This is a genomic window from Streptomyces sp. NPDC049887 (assembly GCF_040656535.1).
Taxonomy (GTDB): domain Bacteria; phylum Actinomycetota; class Actinomycetes; order Streptomycetales; family Streptomycetaceae; genus Streptomyces.
The window spans coordinates 402,932-420,094 of record NZ_JBFAMM010000001.1 but is presented as its reverse complement, the minus strand read 5'-3'; the positions used below and the strand labels follow the sequence as shown (position 1 = coordinate 420,094).

The window sequence follows — 17,163 nt, the reverse complement described above, 5'->3', positions numbered from 1 at the left end:
CGTGCACTTCCAACCGACCGAGGACCAGCGGGCGTTGCGCAAGGGGGTCCGGGAGCTGCTGGGGGCCCGCTGCGACCGGGACGCCCTCCGCACGGCCGGGACGCGCATCGACCGGTCCCTGTGGCAGGAGCTCGGCCGGGCCGGGTTCTTCGCGCTGCGGCTGCCCGAGGCGGAGGGAGGTGTCGGGCTCGGACTCCCGGAGGCGGCGCTGGTCTTCGAGGAGGCCGGGCGGGTGCTGCTGCCGGGACCGCTGGTGGCCACGCACCTCGCCGCGGGTGCCGTCCCCGGCGCCGCCGACGGGACCACCGTCGTCACCCGGGCCGACGGGCGACTAGTCCCCTGGCTGGAGGAGGCAGACGTGGTGCTCGGGGACGCCTCCGGCGCCGTGCCCGTACGGTCCGTCGATCCGCTGACGCCGCTGCACCGGCTGCCGTCCGCACCCCCCGGCGAGCCGGATCCGGCGGCCGTGCTGCTGACTGCCGCCGAACAGCTGGGCTCCGCGGGGCGCACCACCGGCATGGCCGTGCGGTACGCAGGGCAGCGCGAGCAGTTCGGCCGGCCCATCGGCGCCTTCCAGGCGGTCAAGCACCTCTGCGCGCGGATGCTGGTGCGCACCGAACTGGCCCGCGCCGCCGTGTACGCGGCTGCCGTCACCGCCGACCCCGTGGAGATCGCCGGTGCCAAGCTCCTCGCCGACGACGCCGCTGTCCGGGGTGCCCGGGACTGCCTCCAGGTGCACGGCGGCATGGGCTTCACCTGGGAGGCAGAGGTGCATCTGCACCTCAAACGGGCCTGGGTGCGCGCCGCGCTGGGCCAGACGGCCGCGCAGGCGGAGGAGGCGCTGGCGGCCGCCCTCTGAGCGGCGGCCGGGAATCGACGGGGAGGACAGCGGGTGGGCCGGAGGCGAGCCGGGCGGCGGGCGGACGAAAGTCACCCTGCGTCGATATCGGGTTGTGTCCTTGGCACGGGCCGTCACGGCCCGGAGTCGGGCCCGCCCTCGGGTACGCTCCGTGGGGTGCGAGACGCGTACTGCCCGAGGGCAGTGATCCCGACGCCCCGGCCGGATCCAGACAGGGCCGGCGGGGAAGAACGCGCCGCTCGCACAGGGTGTTCGACTATTCGCAAGGTGCGCCGCACAGTATGCACCACGGGTACTCCTTCGCGCTGGAATATGCCCGAAGCGCTTGTTGCGGTGACTGTACGTCAACCATGCTGTCTCGCAGGGAAATCACATTCCGTGATGGCTGTGAGGCGCGAGGCGATGTGTCCGCCGGTTCGGATGGTGTGAGCGGTGCAGGTGCTTCAGGTTCAGTTGGAGGTCGGGCCCGATCCCGCGGAGGTGGGACGGGCCAGAAGATGGGCCCGCTCCCGGCTCGCCGGTTCGGGCATAGGGGACGACGAGCCGCTGGCCGAGACGCTGGTGCTGCTCATCTCCGAACTGGTCACCAACGCGGTGGTCCACACGGGCTGTCCGGCAGTGCTGAGGATGCTGTTCGGCCTCGGGGCGGCGGAGGCGGGCACGGTGCGGGTCGAGGTGGCGGACACCTGCGCGCGGCCGCCGCAGCCGCGCCGCGCGGCCGGTGACGACACGGGAGGGCGCGGACTGGAGCTCGTCGACGGGCTGGCCGACCGCTGGGGCTGGAAGCGCGAGGGCGCGGGCAAGAGCATCTGGTGCGAGGTGGACCGCTGCGTGGTGCCAGGCGCCGCCGTGCCGTCCCCCGTGCTTCCCGTCGTCCAGGTCCTCCCCTCGGGGCTGACGCCCGGCGCGTACACCGCCTGAGGGTCCCGCCCGCGCCGGTGGGGTGCCGGGTCAGAGCACCGCCACCGGTGCGACCGGTGTCCCGGTGCCGCCGACGAACGGCTCGGGGGTGGCCGACAGCAGGAAGGCGTACCGTCGTTCCTCCGCGCAGGCCGCCGAGAGTTCCTCCAGGTTCCAGTTCTGGCCCTGCAGCATGCCCATCTCCACCAGGTCGAGCGCGTGCACGGGCAGCCAGAGGTTGTCGATCTCCGGCGGGAAGATCTCGAAGGTGAGGGTGTCGTTCGCCACGGCGGCGGTGTCGCGGGTGTGGAACCACTCGGGCGCCCGGACCGAGAGGCCGGGTGAGGGGTGGGCGTACGCGTGCCTGTCCCCGCCGAGGTACGCCCGGATCTGACCGGTCCTGACGAGCACGACGTCGCCCGCCCGGACCCGTACGCCCCCGAACTCCTCCGCCTCCGCGAGGTCTTCCGGCGTGACGGCATGGCCGCCGGCCAGCCGGTCCACGCCCTTGGCGCGCGCCACGTCGAGCAGCACCCCGCGTGAGACGAGGGTGCGGACGGTGTCGATGCCGCTGTAGCGGGCCCCCTCGTGGGCGGTGATGCTGTCCGCGGGGCGGCCGTTCCAGATCCTGCCCGAGTGCGAGACGTGTGTGAGCGCGTCCCAGTGGGTAGCAGCCTGCAGCCCCATCGTCACGGTGTCGTCGCTGGTCGCCACCGTACCGGGCCCGAACAGCTCCTGGTTGATCTGCACCATGGTGTGCAGGGGGTTGACCCGGCCCGGGATCACTCCGGTCTGGACGCCGTCCTGCCGTAGCGGCAGGGCGAGCGGCACGCGCCGGCCGGCGCGCACCGTCCCGGCGGCCTCCCGCACCACCTCGTCGGTGATCAGGTTCAGCGTGCCGATCTCGTCGTCGGCGCCCCAGCGCCCCCAGTTGTTCACCCGCTCGGCGATCTCGTGGAACTCCTCCGGCAGTGACATCTGCGCCTCCCTGGGGCTTGTGCTCATGCGTCCGGCGGACCATAAAATCTAACGGTCCGTCAGAAAACGGAAGGGGCCGGACGTGGGGAACTTCTTGGCAGGCAGGACCGTCGCCGTGACCGGCGCCGGACGCGGCATCGGCCGCGCCGTGGCCCTCGCGTGCGCCGCCGAGGGGGCGAAGGTCGTCGTCAACGACCACGGCGTCTCCGTCGACGGCGGAGAACCGGCCTCGGAGGTCGCCGGGGCGGTGGTCGAGGAGATCGAGGCCGCGGGCGGGGAAGCGGTCGCCGTCGCCGACGACATCTCGACGATGGAGGGCGGGCAGCGGGTCGTCGACACCGCGCTGGCCCGCTTCGGACGGCTCGACGGTGCCGTGTGCGTCGCCGGCATCCTGCGCGAGCGCATGCTCTTCAACATGACCGAGGACGAGTGGGACCCGGTGGTCGCCACCCACCTCAAGGGCACCTTCACCGTCTTCCGCGCGGCCTCCGCGGTCATGCGCGCACAGGGCGGAGGCACCCTGATCGGCTTCACCAGCGGCAACCACCAGGGTTCCGTCGCCCAGGCCAACTACTCGGCGGCCAAGGGCGGCGTCATCTCGCTGGTGCGCAGCGCGGCGCTCGGCCTGCACAAGTACGGCGTGACGGCCAACGCCGTCGCACCCGTCGCCCGGACCCGTATGTCGGCGGGCGTCCCCATGGAGCTCAAGGAGATCGGGGAGCCGGAGGACGTGGCGGCGCTCGTCGTCTACCTGCTGTCGGAGCGGGCGCGCGCGCAGAACATCACCGGGCAGGTCTACACGATCGCCGGCCCCAAGATCGCGGTCTGGGCCCAGCCGCGCGAACTGCGGGCCGCCTACGCCGACGGCGCGTGGACCCCGGAACGGATCGCGGACTTCCTCCCGGGGACCGTCGGCACCGATCCGATGCCGATGCTCGCCCACCTCGGGGCCATGGCGAGGGCGGCCGCCTCGGGCGACCGCCCGAACCGCTGACGCGGGACCGCGGCCATGGACTTCGCCTTCGGCCCCGACGACACCGCCTTCCGGCACGAGGCGCGCACCTGGCTGGAGGACCATGTCACCGGCGCGTACGCCGACGCCGCCGGGCACGGCGGACCCGGCAGCGAGCACGAGCGCGTCCGCACCCGGCTCGCCTGGGAGCGGGAACTCGGCGCCGGCGGCTGGATCGGGCTCGGCTGGGAAGCCGACCACGGCAACCGCCGCGCCACCCTCACCCAGCAGGTCGTCTGGGCCGAGGAGTACGTGCGCGCCCGCGCGCCCGCCCGGCTCGGCCACATCGGCGAGAACCTGCTGGCCCCCACCCTGATCGCCCACGGCGACACGGACCAGCAGGCCCGCTACCTGCCGGGCATCGCCCGCGGCGAGGAGTTCTGGTGCCAGGGCTTCAGCGAGCCCGGCGCGGGCTCCGACCTGGCGTCGTTGCGGACCACCGCGGTCGCCGACGGCGGCCGCTACCGGGTCACCGGCCAGAAGGTCTGGACCTCGCTCGCCCGCGAGGCGCACTGGTGCTTCGTCCTGGCCCGAACCGAACCCGGCGCCACCCGCCACCGCGGACTGTCGTTCCTGCTCGTGCCCATGGACCAGCCGGGCCGCGTGGACGTACGGCCCATCCGGCAGATGTCCGGCAGCAGCGAGTTCAACGAGGTCTTCCTCGACGGCGCCGAGGCCGTCGGGACGGTCGGCGGCGAGGGGAACGGCTGGCAGGTCGCGATGGGCCTGCTCGCCCTCGAACGCGGGGTCTCGACGCTCGTCCAGCAGATCGGCTTCGAGGAGGAACTTGGCCGGGTCCTCCACGCCGCCGCCGAGGGCGGACTCGACCACGACCCCGTGCTCCGGGACCGCCTGGTCCGCCAGTGGGCAGAACTGCGCACCATGCGCTGGAACGCGCTGCGCACCCTCGGCCGCACCGGCGACCCGGGTGCGCCGTGCGTCGCGAAACTGCTGTGGGGCGGCTGGCACCAGCGGCTCGGCGAACTGGCCGTGCAGGTACGGGGCGCGGCCGCCGCCGCCGGCCCGGGAGCCTGGTCGCCCTCCTACGAACTGGACGCGCTGCAACGGCTTTTCCTCTTCACCCGCGCCGACACGATCTACGGCGGCTCGGACGAGATCCAGCGGAACATCATCGCCGAGCGGGTGCTCGGCCTACCCAGGGAGCCGCGATGAGAGGTGTCGTCTTCGACGGCGAGCGGGTCGAGGTCGCCGACGACCTCGAGATACGCGCCCCCGGCCCTGACGAGGTGCTCGTCCGCGTCGCCGCCGCCGGACTCTGCCACAGTGATCTGTCGGTGATCGACGGCACGATCCCCTTTCCCGTGCCCGTCGTTCTGGGGCACGAGGGCGCGGGTGTCGTCGAGGCCGTCGGCGCGGACGTCGCCCATGTCGCGCCCGGCGACCACGTGTCGCTGTCGACGCTCGCCAACTGCGGTGCGTGCGCGGAGTGCGACCGGGGACGGCCGACGATGTGCCGCGCCTCGATCGGCAGGCCCGGGCGGCCGTTCACCCGGGCCGGGAAGCCGCTGCACCAGTTCGCCGCCAACTCGGCCTTCGCGGAACGCACCCTGGTGAAGGCCGTCCAGGCGGTGCGCATCCCCGGCGACATCCCGCTCACCTCGGCCGCCCTCATCGGCTGCGGGGTGCTGACCGGAGTGGGCGCCGTGCTCAACCGGGCCAGGGTGGCCCTCGGCGACACGGTCGTGGTCATCGGCGCGGGCGGCATCGGGCTGAACGTGCTCCAGGGGGCCCGTCTCGCGGGCGCGGTGACGATCGTCGCCGTGGACACCAACCCGGCGAAGGAGGATACGGCCCGCCTCTTCGGCGCGACGCACTTCCTCACCTCCGTGGAGGAGGTACGGGACGTGCTGCCGCACGGCGCACACCACGTCTTCGAGTGCGTCGGGCACACGGGCCTGGTGCGCCGGGCGATCGACCTCCTGGACCGCCACGGCCAGGCGGTGCTGCTCGGCATGCCGGCCCCGACGGCGGAGGCGACGTTCCTGCCCGCGGCGATGTTCCTGGACAAGGCCGTGCTCGGCTGCCGCTACGGCTCCTCGCGCCCGCAGCACGACATCGCCCTGTACGCCCGGCTGTACCGGGAGGGGCGGCTGCTGCTGGACGAACTGGTCACGGAGACGTACCCGGTGGAGGACTTCGCCAAGGCGGCCGAGGACGCGGAGCACGGGCGGGTGGCGCGAGGGGTGCTGACGTTCTGAGCACGGGTCCGGCGGGTCCGGTGGGTCCGGCGGGTCTGCGGGCCGGGAGGGTCCCGCGGCGTCAGGGCGAGACGGCCGTCGCGCGGAACGTCCGCCGGTAGACCGTCGGTGCCACGCCCAGCGCCGCCATCAGGTGCTGGCGCATCGACTGCGCCGTACCGAACCCCGAGTCGCGGGCCACCCGGTCCATGGACAGCTCCGTTGACTCCAGCAACTGCCGGGCCCGCTCCACACGCTGCCGGGCCAGCCACTGGCCGGGGCTCACGCCGACCTCCTCGCGGAAGCGGCGGGTGAAGGTCCGTACGGACATGGACTCCTGACCGGCCAGGTCGCGCAGCTGGATCGGCTCGTGCAGGTGCGCCAGCGCCCACGCCCGGGCCGCCGAGGTCGTCGCGGTCTGCGGCTCGGGCACCGGGCGGTGGACGTACTGGGCCTGGCCGCCGTCCCGGTGCGGCGGGACGACCGTGCGCCGGGCGACGTCGTTCGCGACCGCCGTGCCGTGGTCGCGGCGCACGATGTGCAGACAGAGGTCGATGCCGGCGGCCACTCCCGCGGAGGTGAGCACGTCCCCGTCGTCGATGAAGAGCACGTCCGCGTCCACCCGGACCTTCGGGAACGTCCTCTGGAAGTGCTCGGACGACGACCAGTGCGTCGTCGCGGGCCGGCCGTCGAGGAACCCGGCGGCGGCGAGGACGTACCCGCCGGTGCAGATCGACACCAGCCTGGTGCCGGGCCTCAGCCGGGCCAGGGCGGCGGCCAGCTCGGGCGTCAGGACCCCCTCGTCGTGGACGGGGCCGAGCTCGTACGACGCCGGCACGATCAGCGTGTCGGCCGTGGCCAGGGCCTCGGGGCCGTTCTCCACCAGCACGGCGAAGTCGGCGTCGGTGCAGACCGGACCGGGCGGTCGCACCGAACAGGTCACCACTTCGTACAGCTTCCGCCCGGCGGCGTCGGCCGCACGGCCGAAGATGCGTTGCGGAATGCCCAGCTCGAAGGGGAGGCAGCCGTCGAGCGCCAGGACGACGACGCGATGGGGGCGCGCGGCGTCGCGTGGCCCGGCGGATTCCGGGGACGGGTCGGACGGCGGAGACGGGACGGCTGCCCGAACCCGAGCCGCGGCCGGTTCGGGAGGCGTGGCGCGGCGAGGGGTGGCGGATCGCGGAGGCGCCACGGATGTCTGGTGACGAGCCATGGCCCGATCGTATCGAATGCTGTCCTTCAGGCCACTCGTTGCCGATGGCCCGCGCACGGATGCTGGTGACGTGACCCAGACAAGCGATCTCCCCGCAGCTCGGACCGCCTCCCCCGTGGGGGAGGCGGTCCGCCGCCGTCGAGTGCACCGCGCGTGGTTCGTCGCCGCCGTCGCATTCGTGACGATCATCGGCGCCGCTGCCTTCCGCTCCCTGCCGGGGTTGTCGATCGATCCGCTGCACCAGGAGTTCGGCTGGTCACGCGGCACGATCGGGCTCGCGGTCTCCATCAACCTCGCGCTGTACGGACTCACCGCGCCGTTCGCCGCCGCCCTGATGGACCGGTACGGCATCCGCCGGGTCGTGGCTGTCGCGCTGACGGTGATCGCGCTCGGCTCGGGCCTGACGGTCTGGATGACGGCGGCCTGGCAGCTGCTGCTCTGCTGGGGCCTGCTCATCGGCCTCGGCAGTGGCTCGATGGCACTCGCCTTCGCGGCTACCGTGACGAACCGCTGGTTCACCGAGCGCAGGGGCCTGGTCACCGGCATCCTGACGGCGGCCGCCGCGTCCGGCCAGCTGATCTTCCTCCCCCTGCTGTCCTGGATCGTCCAGGAGCACCAGTGGCGCCCCGCGGCCGTCACGGTCGCGCTGGCCGCGCTGGCCGTCGTCCCGTTCGTCTGGCTGCTGCTGCGCGACCACCCGGCGGACGTGGGGCTCGCCCCGTACGGAGCCAAGGAGTTCGTGCCCAAGCCGCCGCCGGTGCCGGGCGCGGCCCGTCGCACCCTGGGCGTCCTCTTCTCGGCCGCGCGCACCGGGCCGTTCTGGCTGCTCGCCGGCACCTTCGCGATCTGCGGCGCCTCCACGAACGGCCTCGTCCAGACGCACTTCGTCCCCGCCGCCCACGATCACGGCATGCCCATCACGGCCGCCGCGTCGCTGCTCGCGGTCATCGGGGTCTTCGACGTCGTGGGCACGATCGCCTCCGGCTGGTTCACCGACCGCTTCGACGCCCGCCGGCTGCTCGCCGTCTACTACGCGCTGCGCGGCATCTCGCTCCTCTTCCTGCCGATGCTGCTGGCGCCGTCCGTGCACCCGCCGATGATCTTCTTCATCGTCTTCTACGGCCTGGACTGGGTCGCCACGGTTCCGCCGACGATCGCGCTGTGCCGGGAGCACTACGGCGAGGACAGCGCGATCGTCTTCGGCTGGGTCCTCGCCTCCCACCAGGTCGGCGCCGCGGTGGTCGCCTTCGCGGGCGGCGTCGCCCGCGACGTCTTCGGCACCTACGACGTGGTCTGGTACGCCTCGGGCGCCCTGTGTGCGGCGGCGGCGCTGATGGCGCTGGTGATCCGGCGGGGGGCGCCTTCGCGGGCGGTGGCGGCGGTCTGAGCCCGGGGAACCCTCCGGTCGGAAACGCCCGTTGTTCATTCGCCCGGGTGTCGCGCCTGCGGCGCTTGACCACGGCGGGCGGGCCTCGCGCCCCGGACCTCGAAGCGTCCGAACCGCCCCCGGTGGAACAGCAGCGGATCGCCGTCGTCCTCCGCGCCCAGGGCCTCCACCCGTCCCACCACGATCAGGTGGTCGCCGCCGGTGTGGACCGTGCTGATCGTGCAGTCGATCCAGGCGGGGACGGAGGCGAGGCGGGGGGAACCGGTCACCGGTGCGGGGGTGTGGGCGACGCCGGCGAACTTGTCGGCGCCGCTCACCGCGAACGCGCGGCAGAGGCCACCCTGGTCCGCTCCGAGGACGTTGACGCAGAACGCCCCGGCGCGGGCGATGCGCGGCCACGTAGTCGACGTACGGGCGACCGTGAACACCACCAGGGGCGGGTCGAGCGACAGTGAGGCGAAGGACTGGCAGGCGAAGCCCGCCGGGCCGCCGCCCGCCGCGTCGTGGGCCGTGACGACCGTGACCCCGCTCGCGAAGTGCCCGAGCACCCGCCGGAATTCGGCGGGGGCGACCGGCAGCCGTTCGTCCTCCCCTACGGTGCGCAGCGCGGGACGCGGCAGTGCGTCGAAGTGCGGCTCGCCCGGCGGGGCGGTGCGGGTGGAGCGGAGGTATCGGACGGCGGTCGCGGCCATCCCGGCGTGTCCCATCACGACACCCATTGAACCTGACGGTACGTCAGATGAAAACCCTTCGCCCGCCCGCCCTCTTCTCGCGAAGGGCCCCGGTGGCCCCCGCCAGGCACCGGCCAGCACGCGCCCTCGGCCCGCACCCGGCACCGCCCGGCGACGGTCCGGCACCGGCCCTCGCCCGCGGCCGGTAGCGTTGCGGCCGACCAGTCGCCGCAGGAGCAGTTACGGAGAGCACCGACATGGGCACACCCCTGTTCGTCAAGGTCTGCGGTCTGCGCACGGAACGGGACGTGGACACCGCCGTCGAGGCCGGTGCCGACGCCATCGGCTTCGTCTTCGCCGCGAGCCCGCGCCGCGTCGACGCCGGTACCGCGCGTCTCCTCGCCGCCCGAGTGCCCGAATCCGTCCTGACCGTCGGCGTCTTCCGCGACCAGCCGCTGGACGAGGTCCGCGCCCTGATGGGCGAGACCGGCATGCGCGCCGTGCAACTGCACGGCCAGGAGGACCTCGCGTACTACGACGCCCTGCGCCCGGACGGCCGCACCCTGATCCGGGGGGTCGCCGTCAGGGGCGCGGTACCGCGGTACGGCGAGCGCGGCGAGGACGTCCTCCTGCTCGACGCGCCCGTGCCCGGCGCGGGCGAGACCTGGGACCGCACCGGCAAGCAACTCCCGGCCCCCGGCCGGCGCTGGCTGCTCGCCGGTGGACTCGACCCGCACAACGTCGCGGAGGCGGTGCGCACGGCCCGTCCCTGGGGCGTGGACGTCTCCAGCGGCATCGAGATCAGCCGCGGAGTGAAGAGCCCGGTACTGATCACGGAGTTCATCGCGGCCGCGCGCGGCGCCCGTACGGTGTCCTGACCGGCGGCGGCAGGCCGGGCGCCTCCCGGCCCCACGGGCTCCACGAGCGCCCTCGCTCCTCGGCCTGGGTGATGGGCGAGTTCCTGGACGAGGTGCTGCTCGGCCTCCTCGTCCGGGACTGGGGGCGGGACCCGCAGCCCCGGGCTGCCGTCCGGCCGGCGGGGGCGGGGGCGGGGGCGGGGGCGGGGCGCGAGCGGCCGGGGGCGGCTGAGGAAATCGGGTCGCGGGGGACGGCCGTCCCCGGGTTCCATAGGCCCCATGGTGTCCATCGACCGTCTTTCGGCCTTCGCGGCCATGTCGTTCCTGCTGATCGTCATCCCCGGCCCCAGCGTGCTGTTCGTGATCGGGCGGGCACTGGCCCAGGGGCGCCGCGCCGCGCTGACCACGGTCGTCGGGAACACGCTGGGGGCCTGTCTGCTCGTCGTGGCCGTCGCCCTCGGGATCGGCACCGTCGTGGAGCGGTCCGTCCTCGTGTTCACGGCGCTGAAGCTCGCGGGCGCCGGGTACCTCGTGTACCTCGGGGTCAAGGCGGTACGGCAGCGGCGGTCCCTGCAGTCCGCGATCACGGAGGAAGGCCCGGGGCACGGGAGGGCGCGGACGCTGTGGGAGGGGTTCGCGGTCGGGGTGGCGAACCCGAAGACGATCGTGTTCTTCGCCGCCGTGCTGCCGCAGTTCGTGGACCGCGAGGCCGGGCACGTCGTCCTGCAGATGCTGCTGCTGGGCCTGGTCTTCAACGTCATCGCGCTGGTCTCGGACAGCCTCTGGGGCCTGGTCGCGGCGACCGCGTGAAGCTGGTTCGCCCGGTCGCCGCAGCGGCTCGCCGTGATCGGCGGGGCCGGCGGACTCACGATGATCGGCCTCGGTGTCACCGTCGCGGCCACGGGCCGCAAGGACTGAACGCGCGGGGGCCGGGAGCCCCGCAGGCGGGGACGCCGCGCCCCTACCGCCCCCGGTACTCCGGCGCCCGGCGCTCCACGAAGCCCACCACGCCCTCGTTCGCGTCCCGCGTCGTCATGGCGATCTCCACCGCCGACGCCTCCGCGGCGAAGGCGGAGGCGCGGTCGACGTCGAGCGAGGCGTTCACCAGCTGCTTGGTGAGCGCGAGGGCGCGGGTCGGTCCATGTGCCAGGCGTTCGGCCCACGCGCGTGCGGTCCTCTCCAGTTCGCCGCCCGCGACGACCCGGTTGACCAGCCCCATCCGCTCGGCGTCGGCCGCGGACAGCGCGTCCCCGAAGAACATCAGCTCCTTCGCGCGCTGCGGTCCGACCAGTCGCGGCAGCAGATACGCCCCGCCCCCGTCCGGGACGAGGCCGCGCCGTACGAACACCTCGATGAATCGTGCCGACTCGGCGGCCAGGACCAGGTCGCAGGCGAAGGCAAGATGAGCGCCGACGCCGGCCGCCGTGCCGTTGACCGCGGCGATCACCGGCTTCTCGCAGTCCAGGACGGCGGAGATGAACCGCTGCGCGCCGAGCCGGATCATCCGGGCCACGTCGCCGGGCACGCGCTCCTGCCCGCCCGCCGAGGACGGACCGGGTACGGCACTCCCGGACGCGGGGTTACCGGTCGCAGATGTTTCGGGACGCTCGCCTGCTTCGGGACGCTCGCCTGCTTCGGGGCGCTCGCCTGCTTCGGGGCGCTCGCCTGCTTCGGGGCGCTCGCCTGCTTCGGGACGCCCACCGCGAAGGTCCGCGCCGGCGCAGAAGCCCTTGCCCGTCGCGGTGATCACGACCGCCCGGACGTCCGGATCGGCGGTGGCGTCCGCGAGGAGCGTGATGATCCGCTCGCGCTGGTCCCAGGTGACGGCGTTCATCGCCTCGGGCCGGTCGAGTGTGATCCACGAGACGCCGTTCTCCTTGCGGTGCAGTACACCGCGCGTCACCGGCTCCGCCTCGCTCACCGGCACACCGCCAGCGCGTCCAGCGCCACCGCGCCCTGTCCGCGGGGCAGCACCATCAGGGGGTTGATGTCCAGCTCGGAGAGGTCCCCGCCGAGCTCCAGCGCCATCCGCTGGACCCGCAGGACGACTTCGACGAGCGCGTCCACGTCGACGGGGGGCCCGCCCCTGACCCCGTCGAGCAGGGCTCGTCCGCGCAGTTCGGAGAGCATCGAGCGCCCCTGGTCCTCGCCGAACGGCGGGACCCGCACCGTCACGTCCCGCAGCACTTCCACGAGCACCCCGCCCAGGCCGACCGTCACCGTCGGCCCGAAGAGCTCGTCCCGCGTCACGCCCACGACCATCTCGACCCCGCGCTCGACCATCTGGCAGACGAGGACGCCGTCCAGGTCCACGCCCTCGTACCGGGCGATGTCGGTCAGCTCGCGGTACGAGTCGCGGACCTGGCTGGCCGAGGTCAGCCCGATCTTCACCAGGCCCAGCTCCGTCTTGTGCGCGAGCTGCGGCGCGGACGCCTTCATCACCACCGGGTAGCCGACCAGCCCCGCCGCCCGCACGGCGGCCGCCGCGCTGGTCACCAACTGCTCGCGCGGCACCCGGATCCCGTACGCGCGCAGCAGCTGCTTCGCCGCGTGCTCGCTGAGCCGGTGGCCGGGCCGGAGCAGTGCCTGTGCCTTGCGGAACGACGGGGAGAGGGTGCGGGGTGCCTCGTCGAAGGGGGATCGGTAGCCGGCGGTGAAGCGGTGGTGGTCGAAGTACGCCTTGACCGCCGTGATGCAGTTGCCGAAGGTACGGAAGGTCGCGACCCGGGACGAGCCGAGCAGTGTCGTCCGGTAGGCGTCCTCCGTCCCCACCGGGGAACCCCACACCACGCACACCAGCTTGTCCGTGGCCTCCGCCGCGTCCACCAGGTCCTGTGCGAGCTTGTCGCTCATGGGCGGGAAGGGGCCGGTGATCGGGCAGATCAGCACACCGACGCCGGGGTCGGCGAGGATCGCGTCGATGATCCTCCGGCCGCGCCAGTCGCCCACGGGGTGGCCGCCGTTGTCGACCGGGTTGGCGACGCTCAGGTACTCCGGTATCCACTGGTGCAGTTCGTTCTGGCGGTCCGCGGACAGCGGGGGCAGCCGCAGCCCGGCCGCGGTGGCGAGGTCCGCGAAGTGCGCGCCCGTGCCGCCGGAGATCGAGTAGACGACGACCCCGTCGGCGGTGGGCCTGCGGGCCCGGGCCAGGAGGGCTGCGGTGTCCTGGAGTTGGTCGAGGCCGTCGACGCGGATCACCCCGTACTGGCGCATCGCCGCGTCCACGACCTGGTCGGCCCCGGTGAGTTTGCCGGTGTGCGAGGCGGCCGTCCGGGCGCCGGTCTCGGTGCGGCCCACCTTGACCGCGACGATGGGGACGCGGTTGCGGGCGGCCCGGTCCGCGGCGAGCAGGAAGGAGCGGCCGTCCTTGAGCCCCTCCACGTAGCAGGCGATCGCCCCGACCTCGGGCCGCCCGGAGAAGTACGAGATGAAGTCCGCGGTCTCCAGGTCGGCCTCGTTGCCCGTCGGCGCCCAGTGGGAGAGCCGTACGCCGAGTTCCTGCATGGCAAAGACGGGGCGGCCCTGGTGGCCGGACTGGGTGATCAGTGCGATGGCGGGGCCCTCGAGATCGTCGCGGAACCGCTCGAAGGCGTTGAGGTTGGTGTTCGGGCCGAGCAGCCGCAGCCCGGACCGCTCCACGGCGGCGGCGAGCCGTCGCTGGGCGTCGGCGCCGGCCTCGCCGGTCTCGGCGAACCCGGAGGCGAACGCCACGGCGAACTTCACCTTCGCCCGGCCGAGTTCCTCGATGACGGGCAGCGGGTCGCCGACGAGGAGCACGGCGAGGTCCACGGGCTCGGGCAGTTCCGCGACGGACGGCGCACAGGGCAGCCCGAAGACGGCGGTACGGGTCGGGTGGACCGGGTGCAGTCTCGCCCCGACCCGCTCGGCCCAGGCGATCAGCTGGCGGGTGATCCCGGTGTTGGGCCGGCCGTCCGTGTCGGAGGCGCCGACGACGGCGACCGCCTCGGGCCGGAAGAAGCGGTCGAGGCCGGGTACGGGCGCGTACAGCGGACGGCCGCTGACGTCGAGGTCGCCCTCGGCCGCGGTGACGCCGTGGACGGCCGCCCCGGTCTGCTGCCCGCAGGCCACCACTCGGGCGCGGAGGTCGGTGGTCAAGGTGCCGTGGGTTGATCCAAGCATCGTTCCGCCGCTCCTTGCTCGTCGGCCACGTTACTGACGCATAATCAGATTACAGAAATGACGGCATGTCAGGAACGGTCCGTGCGCGGGGAACCGACTGGGAAGGGCCCGGCCGGACGGAGCGCGGGGATGCTGCCCGGGGCGGCCCGGAAGGAACCCGTCCCCCGGCGACCGGGCCCAGGATGGCCGGATGTGCGGGAGGGACTGGCCGGATCACCGGTACCGGTGGGGCTGCGGGGGCCGGCGGGGGCCTCGCACGTACCGGTCCGGATGGACCCGCGGGCGCACCGGAGGCCGGTGCGCCAATGCCGAAGTCGATCCCGAAGTCGATCCCGAAGTCGGAGTCGACGCCGATGATGCCGATGCCGATGCCGATGCCGATGCCGATGCCGAAACCGATCCGCCGGGGCTGCCCCGAGCCGGCACCGAAGCGGATGACGATCCCGACGCCGAGGCAGGTGTCGACGCCGGGGCTGCCCCGAGCCGGTGCCAGGTCCGTCCCGGCGGGCAAGCTCCCTGCCCGGGGCGGGGGTCACTTCGCCAGGGCTTTGGCTATCTTCCGTGCGTCCAGCGCCATTTCGCGGAGCATCCCGCTGATCGGGTTGGTGAAGCCGGTGAAGTACAGGCCCGGGGCCTCGCGCGGGGTCCGGCCGCCGTGGACGGCGGGCCGTCCACGGTCGTCCAGTACGCCGAGATGCCCCAGCAGCGGTTCCAGCGCGCGGTGGTAGCCGGTGGCCGCGATGACCGCGTCCGGCGATATGCGGGAGCCGTCCGCCAGGACCACCTTGCCGTCGTCGAACGACTCGACGGCGGCGACCGGCTCCACCGTCCCGCTGCGGATCGCGTCGATCAGGCCCACGTCCTGCACAGGGATGGCGCCCTGCCGGACCCGTGTGTACAGGCCCGCCTCCGGGCGCGGCAGGCCGTGCTCGGACAGATCCGGCACGGCCACCCGGGCCAGCAGCCGGCCCGCCGCGTCCACCAGCCGCACCGGCAGGCGCCGGACGAGGATCCCCGTGCGCTGCGCCGGCCAGCCGGCGGTCGAGCGGCGGACGATGTGCGGTGCGGTCCGCACCGCCAGGCGCACCCGCGAGGCCCCGGCCCCGGCCAGGTCCGCCGCTATCTCCGCACCCGTGTTGCCGACCCCGACGACGAGCACGTCCTTGCCCGTGTAGGGGGAGGGGCTGCGGTACGCGGAGGCGTGCAGCAGGTCGCCCGTGTACGTGTCCCGCCCGGGCCAGTCCGGCATGCGGGGGGTGTGGTTGAACCCGGTCGCCACGACGACGGCCCGCCCCGTGAGCCGGCGTCCCCCACTCGCGTGGAGCACCCAGTCCGGGCCGTCGGGCTCGATCCTGGACACCTCCACGCCCGTCACCAGCTCCAGCTCGTGGAACTCGGCGTACTTCTCGAGGTAGCGGACCACGTCGTCCCGGGAGACCCAGCGCCCGAAGCGGCGCGGTATGGGCAGACCGGGCAGTCCCGACAGGCGCCGGGTCGTGTGCAGGCGCAGCCGGTCGTAGTGCCCGCGCCAGGATGCCCCGACGGTGTCCGACTTCTCCAGGACGACCGCTCTCACCCCGCGCTCCCGCAGTGCGGCGGCGACGGCGAGTCCGCCGGGTCCGGCCCCGATGACGTACACGGGGCGGTCGTTGGTGAGGTCGATGGCTCTGTGGTCGGGCATGAGTGCTCACTGTAGTGGCGCGCGGTTGCGAAACGGTCACGGCCGGCTACCTCTTGCGCACACGGAGCGCTTCCGGTGAACTGACGTACCGTCAGAATCTGTGGGGAGGGGACCGGCGATGCGGACGATCTGGCTCACCGGCGCCGAATGGCTCGCCGTCCTGCGCATCGGCCTCGGCCTGTGGTGGCTGGAGAGCTGGCGGCACAAGGACAGGAAGGGCTGGCTCCAGCGCGGCACCGGCATCGCCTGGGCCTCCGACATCGCCGCCAAGCACCGCTGGACGGCGGTCAGGTCCGGCTTCGACCGGATCGTGGCCCCGCGTCCCAGAGTGATGGCGTACGTCGTCGTCCACGCCGAACTGGCCCTCGGCCTCGGGCTGATCACCGGCTTTCTCACCCCGATCGCCCTGATCGGAGGACTGGTCCTCAATCTCCTCTACCTGGTCCTGATGATCCACGACTGGGCCGAGCAGGGGCAGAACGCGATGATGGCGCTGATCTCGCTCGTCGCACTGCTCGCCATGTCGTGGCAGGCGTGGTCCCTCGACAGCGCGCTGGGACTCTTCCCGTGAGCGCGGGACGGAACGACGACATGAGCAGCACCGACCGAACGGCCGCGGCCCCCACCCGGGCCGTGTCCCCCTCGGCCCCGACCGTGTCTCCGGCCGCCGGGGCCCCTTCGTCTGCCCGGCCCCCGTCGTCTGCGGACCGGCAGGCCTCGGCCCCGGGCCGAACCGCTTCCCCCGCGGCCCGGACCGTGACGGCTCCCACCCGGACCGTGTCTTCGGCTGACCGGACCGTCTCCCTCTCACACAGGACCGCGGCGACCCCGGACGTCGACGACTTCACCCGCCCCTGGTGGGACGCCGCGGCCGAGGGCCGGCTGCTGGTCCGCCGCTGCGGCGCGTGCGGCCGCGCCCACCACTATCCGCGCGAGTTCTGCCCGCACTGCTGGAGCGACGACGTCGCCTGGGAGCCGGTGAGCGGCCGGGCGACGCTCTACACCTGGTCCGTCGTGCACCGCAACGACCTGCCGCCCTTCGACGCCCGCACGCCCTACACCGCCGCCGTCGTCGATCTCGCGGAGGGCCCGCGGATGATGACCGAGATCGTCGAGTGCGCGGAGGCGGACCTGCGGATCGGGATGGAGTTGGAGGTGGCCTTCCGGGAGGAGGGCGGGGGAGTGGTGGTACCGGTGTTCCGTCCGGCGGCCGAGGTCTCCCGGAGGGCTCGGTCATCCGGCGCATGACGGCGACGGGAATCGTCGG

General features: G+C 73.5%; 15 protein-coding genes and 1 pseudogene. 10 read left to right on the top strand and 6 right to left on the bottom strand.

The window, feature by feature from the left end; all coding sequences use genetic code 11:
• Position 1 precedes the first annotated feature (1 nt).
• Positions 2-859, top strand: coding sequence for an acyl-CoA dehydrogenase family protein (locus AB0J10_RS01770; RefSeq protein WP_363056671.1), 858 nt, complete (start codon positions 2-4; stop codon positions 857-859).
• A gap of 432 nt (positions 860-1,291) precedes the next feature.
• Positions 1,292-1,780, top strand: coding sequence for an ATP-binding protein (locus tag AB0J10_RS01765; RefSeq protein WP_363056669.1), 489 nt, complete (start codon positions 1,292-1,294; stop codon positions 1,778-1,780).
• Between the two features lie 30 nt (positions 1,781-1,810).
• Here AB0J10_RS01765 and AB0J10_RS01760 read toward each other — a convergent pair whose 3' ends face one another.
• Positions 1,811-2,737 (bottom strand): cyclase family protein, encoded by a 927-nt coding sequence (locus AB0J10_RS01760; RefSeq protein WP_363056843.1) that lies wholly within the window; start codon positions 2,735-2,737, stop codon positions 1,811-1,813.
• Positions 2,738-2,819: 82 nt separating this feature from the next.
• Here AB0J10_RS01760 and AB0J10_RS01755 point away from each other — a divergent pair, with 82 nt between their 5' ends.
• The 3 genes from AB0J10_RS01755 to AB0J10_RS01745 are packed head-to-tail and all read left to right on the top strand — an operon-like array spanning position 2,820 to position 5,968.
• The gene (locus AB0J10_RS01755) at positions 2,820-3,731 is read left to right on the top strand and encodes an SDR family oxidoreductase (protein WP_363056667.1); all 912 of its coding nucleotides are present in this window, start codon (positions 2,820-2,822) and stop codon (positions 3,729-3,731) included.
• Positions 3,732-3,746: 15 nt separating this feature from the next.
• Positions 3,747-4,922 carry an acyl-CoA dehydrogenase family protein gene (locus AB0J10_RS01750; protein ID WP_363056665.1) on the top strand — a complete coding sequence of 392 codons (1,176 nt, stop codon included), beginning with the start codon at positions 3,747-3,749 and terminating at the stop codon, positions 4,920-4,922.
• The gene (locus tag AB0J10_RS01745) at positions 4,919-5,968 is read left to right on the top strand and encodes a Zn-dependent alcohol dehydrogenase (RefSeq protein ID WP_363056663.1); all 1,050 of its coding nucleotides are present in this window, start codon (positions 4,919-4,921) and stop codon (positions 5,966-5,968) included. The genes AB0J10_RS01750 and AB0J10_RS01745 overlap by 4 nt, the downstream gene beginning before the upstream one ends.
• Positions 5,969-6,029: 61 nt before the next feature.
• On the opposite strand, the gene AB0J10_RS01740 is transcribed toward AB0J10_RS01745, so the two are convergent.
• Complete coding sequence (locus AB0J10_RS01740) at positions 6,030-7,160, bottom strand: helix-turn-helix domain-containing protein (RefSeq protein ID WP_363056661.1); 1,131 nt, start codon at positions 7,158-7,160, stop codon at positions 6,030-6,032.
• A gap of 70 nt (positions 7,161-7,230) precedes the next feature.
• On the opposite strand from AB0J10_RS01740, the gene AB0J10_RS01735 reads away from it, so the two are divergent.
• Positions 7,231-8,547 carry an MFS transporter gene (locus AB0J10_RS01735; protein WP_363056659.1) on the top strand — a complete coding sequence of 439 codons (1,317 nt, stop codon included), beginning with the start codon at positions 7,231-7,233 and terminating at the stop codon, positions 8,545-8,547.
• Positions 8,548-8,582: 35 nt separating this feature from the next.
• On the opposite strand, the gene AB0J10_RS01730 is transcribed toward AB0J10_RS01735, so the two are convergent.
• A complete protein-coding gene (locus tag AB0J10_RS01730) occupies positions 8,583-9,239 on the bottom strand; it encodes a flavin reductase family protein (protein WP_363056841.1) in 657 nt (218 codons plus the stop codon).
• Between the two features lie 236 nt (positions 9,240-9,475).
• On the opposite strand from AB0J10_RS01730, the gene AB0J10_RS01725 reads away from it, so the two are divergent.
• Together AB0J10_RS01725 and AB0J10_RS01720 are read left to right on the top strand one after the other, a co-directional pair.
• Positions 9,476-10,096, top strand: a complete 621-nt coding sequence (locus AB0J10_RS01725; RefSeq protein ID WP_363056657.1) for a phosphoribosylanthranilate isomerase — start codon at positions 9,476-9,478, stop codon at positions 10,094-10,096.
• Positions 10,097-10,354: 258 nt separating this feature from the next.
• A pseudogene (locus AB0J10_RS01720) lies at positions 10,355-10,993 on the top strand (LysE family translocator).
• Positions 10,994-11,036: 43 nt separating this feature from the next.
• Here the strand turns inward: AB0J10_RS01720 and AB0J10_RS01715 are convergent.
• The 3 genes from AB0J10_RS01715 to AB0J10_RS01705 all read right to left on the bottom strand — a co-directional run bounded on the left by AB0J10_RS01715 (position 11,037) and on the right by AB0J10_RS01705 (position 15,896).
• Positions 11,037-11,996 carry an enoyl-CoA hydratase-related protein gene (locus tag AB0J10_RS01715; protein WP_363056655.1) on the bottom strand — a complete coding sequence of 320 codons (960 nt, stop codon included), beginning with the start codon at positions 11,994-11,996 and terminating at the stop codon, positions 11,037-11,039.
• Entirely contained in the window at positions 11,993-14,215 is a 2,223-nt protein-coding gene (locus AB0J10_RS01710) for an acetate--CoA ligase family protein (RefSeq protein WP_363056653.1), read from the bottom strand. Before AB0J10_RS01710 ends, AB0J10_RS01715 begins: the two co-directional genes overlap by 4 nt.
• Positions 14,216-14,747: 532 nt before the next feature.
• Entirely contained in the window at positions 14,748-15,896 is a 1,149-nt protein-coding gene (locus tag AB0J10_RS01705) for an NAD(P)/FAD-dependent oxidoreductase (protein WP_363056651.1), read from the bottom strand.
• Between the two features lie 118 nt (positions 15,897-16,014).
• On the opposite strand from AB0J10_RS01705, the gene AB0J10_RS01700 reads away from it, so the two are divergent.
• Both AB0J10_RS01700 and AB0J10_RS01695 read left to right on the top strand, forming a co-directional pair.
• On the top strand, positions 16,015-16,467 hold the full coding sequence (locus tag AB0J10_RS01700) for a DoxX family protein (RefSeq protein ID WP_269729822.1): 453 nt from the start codon (positions 16,015-16,017) through the stop codon (positions 16,465-16,467).
• Positions 16,468-16,673: 206 nt separating this feature from the next.
• Positions 16,674-17,144 carry a Zn-ribbon domain-containing OB-fold protein gene (locus AB0J10_RS01695; RefSeq protein ID WP_363056648.1) on the top strand — a complete coding sequence of 157 codons (471 nt, stop codon included), beginning with the start codon at positions 16,674-16,676 and terminating at the stop codon, positions 17,142-17,144.
• Positions 17,145-17,163 lie beyond the last annotated feature (19 nt).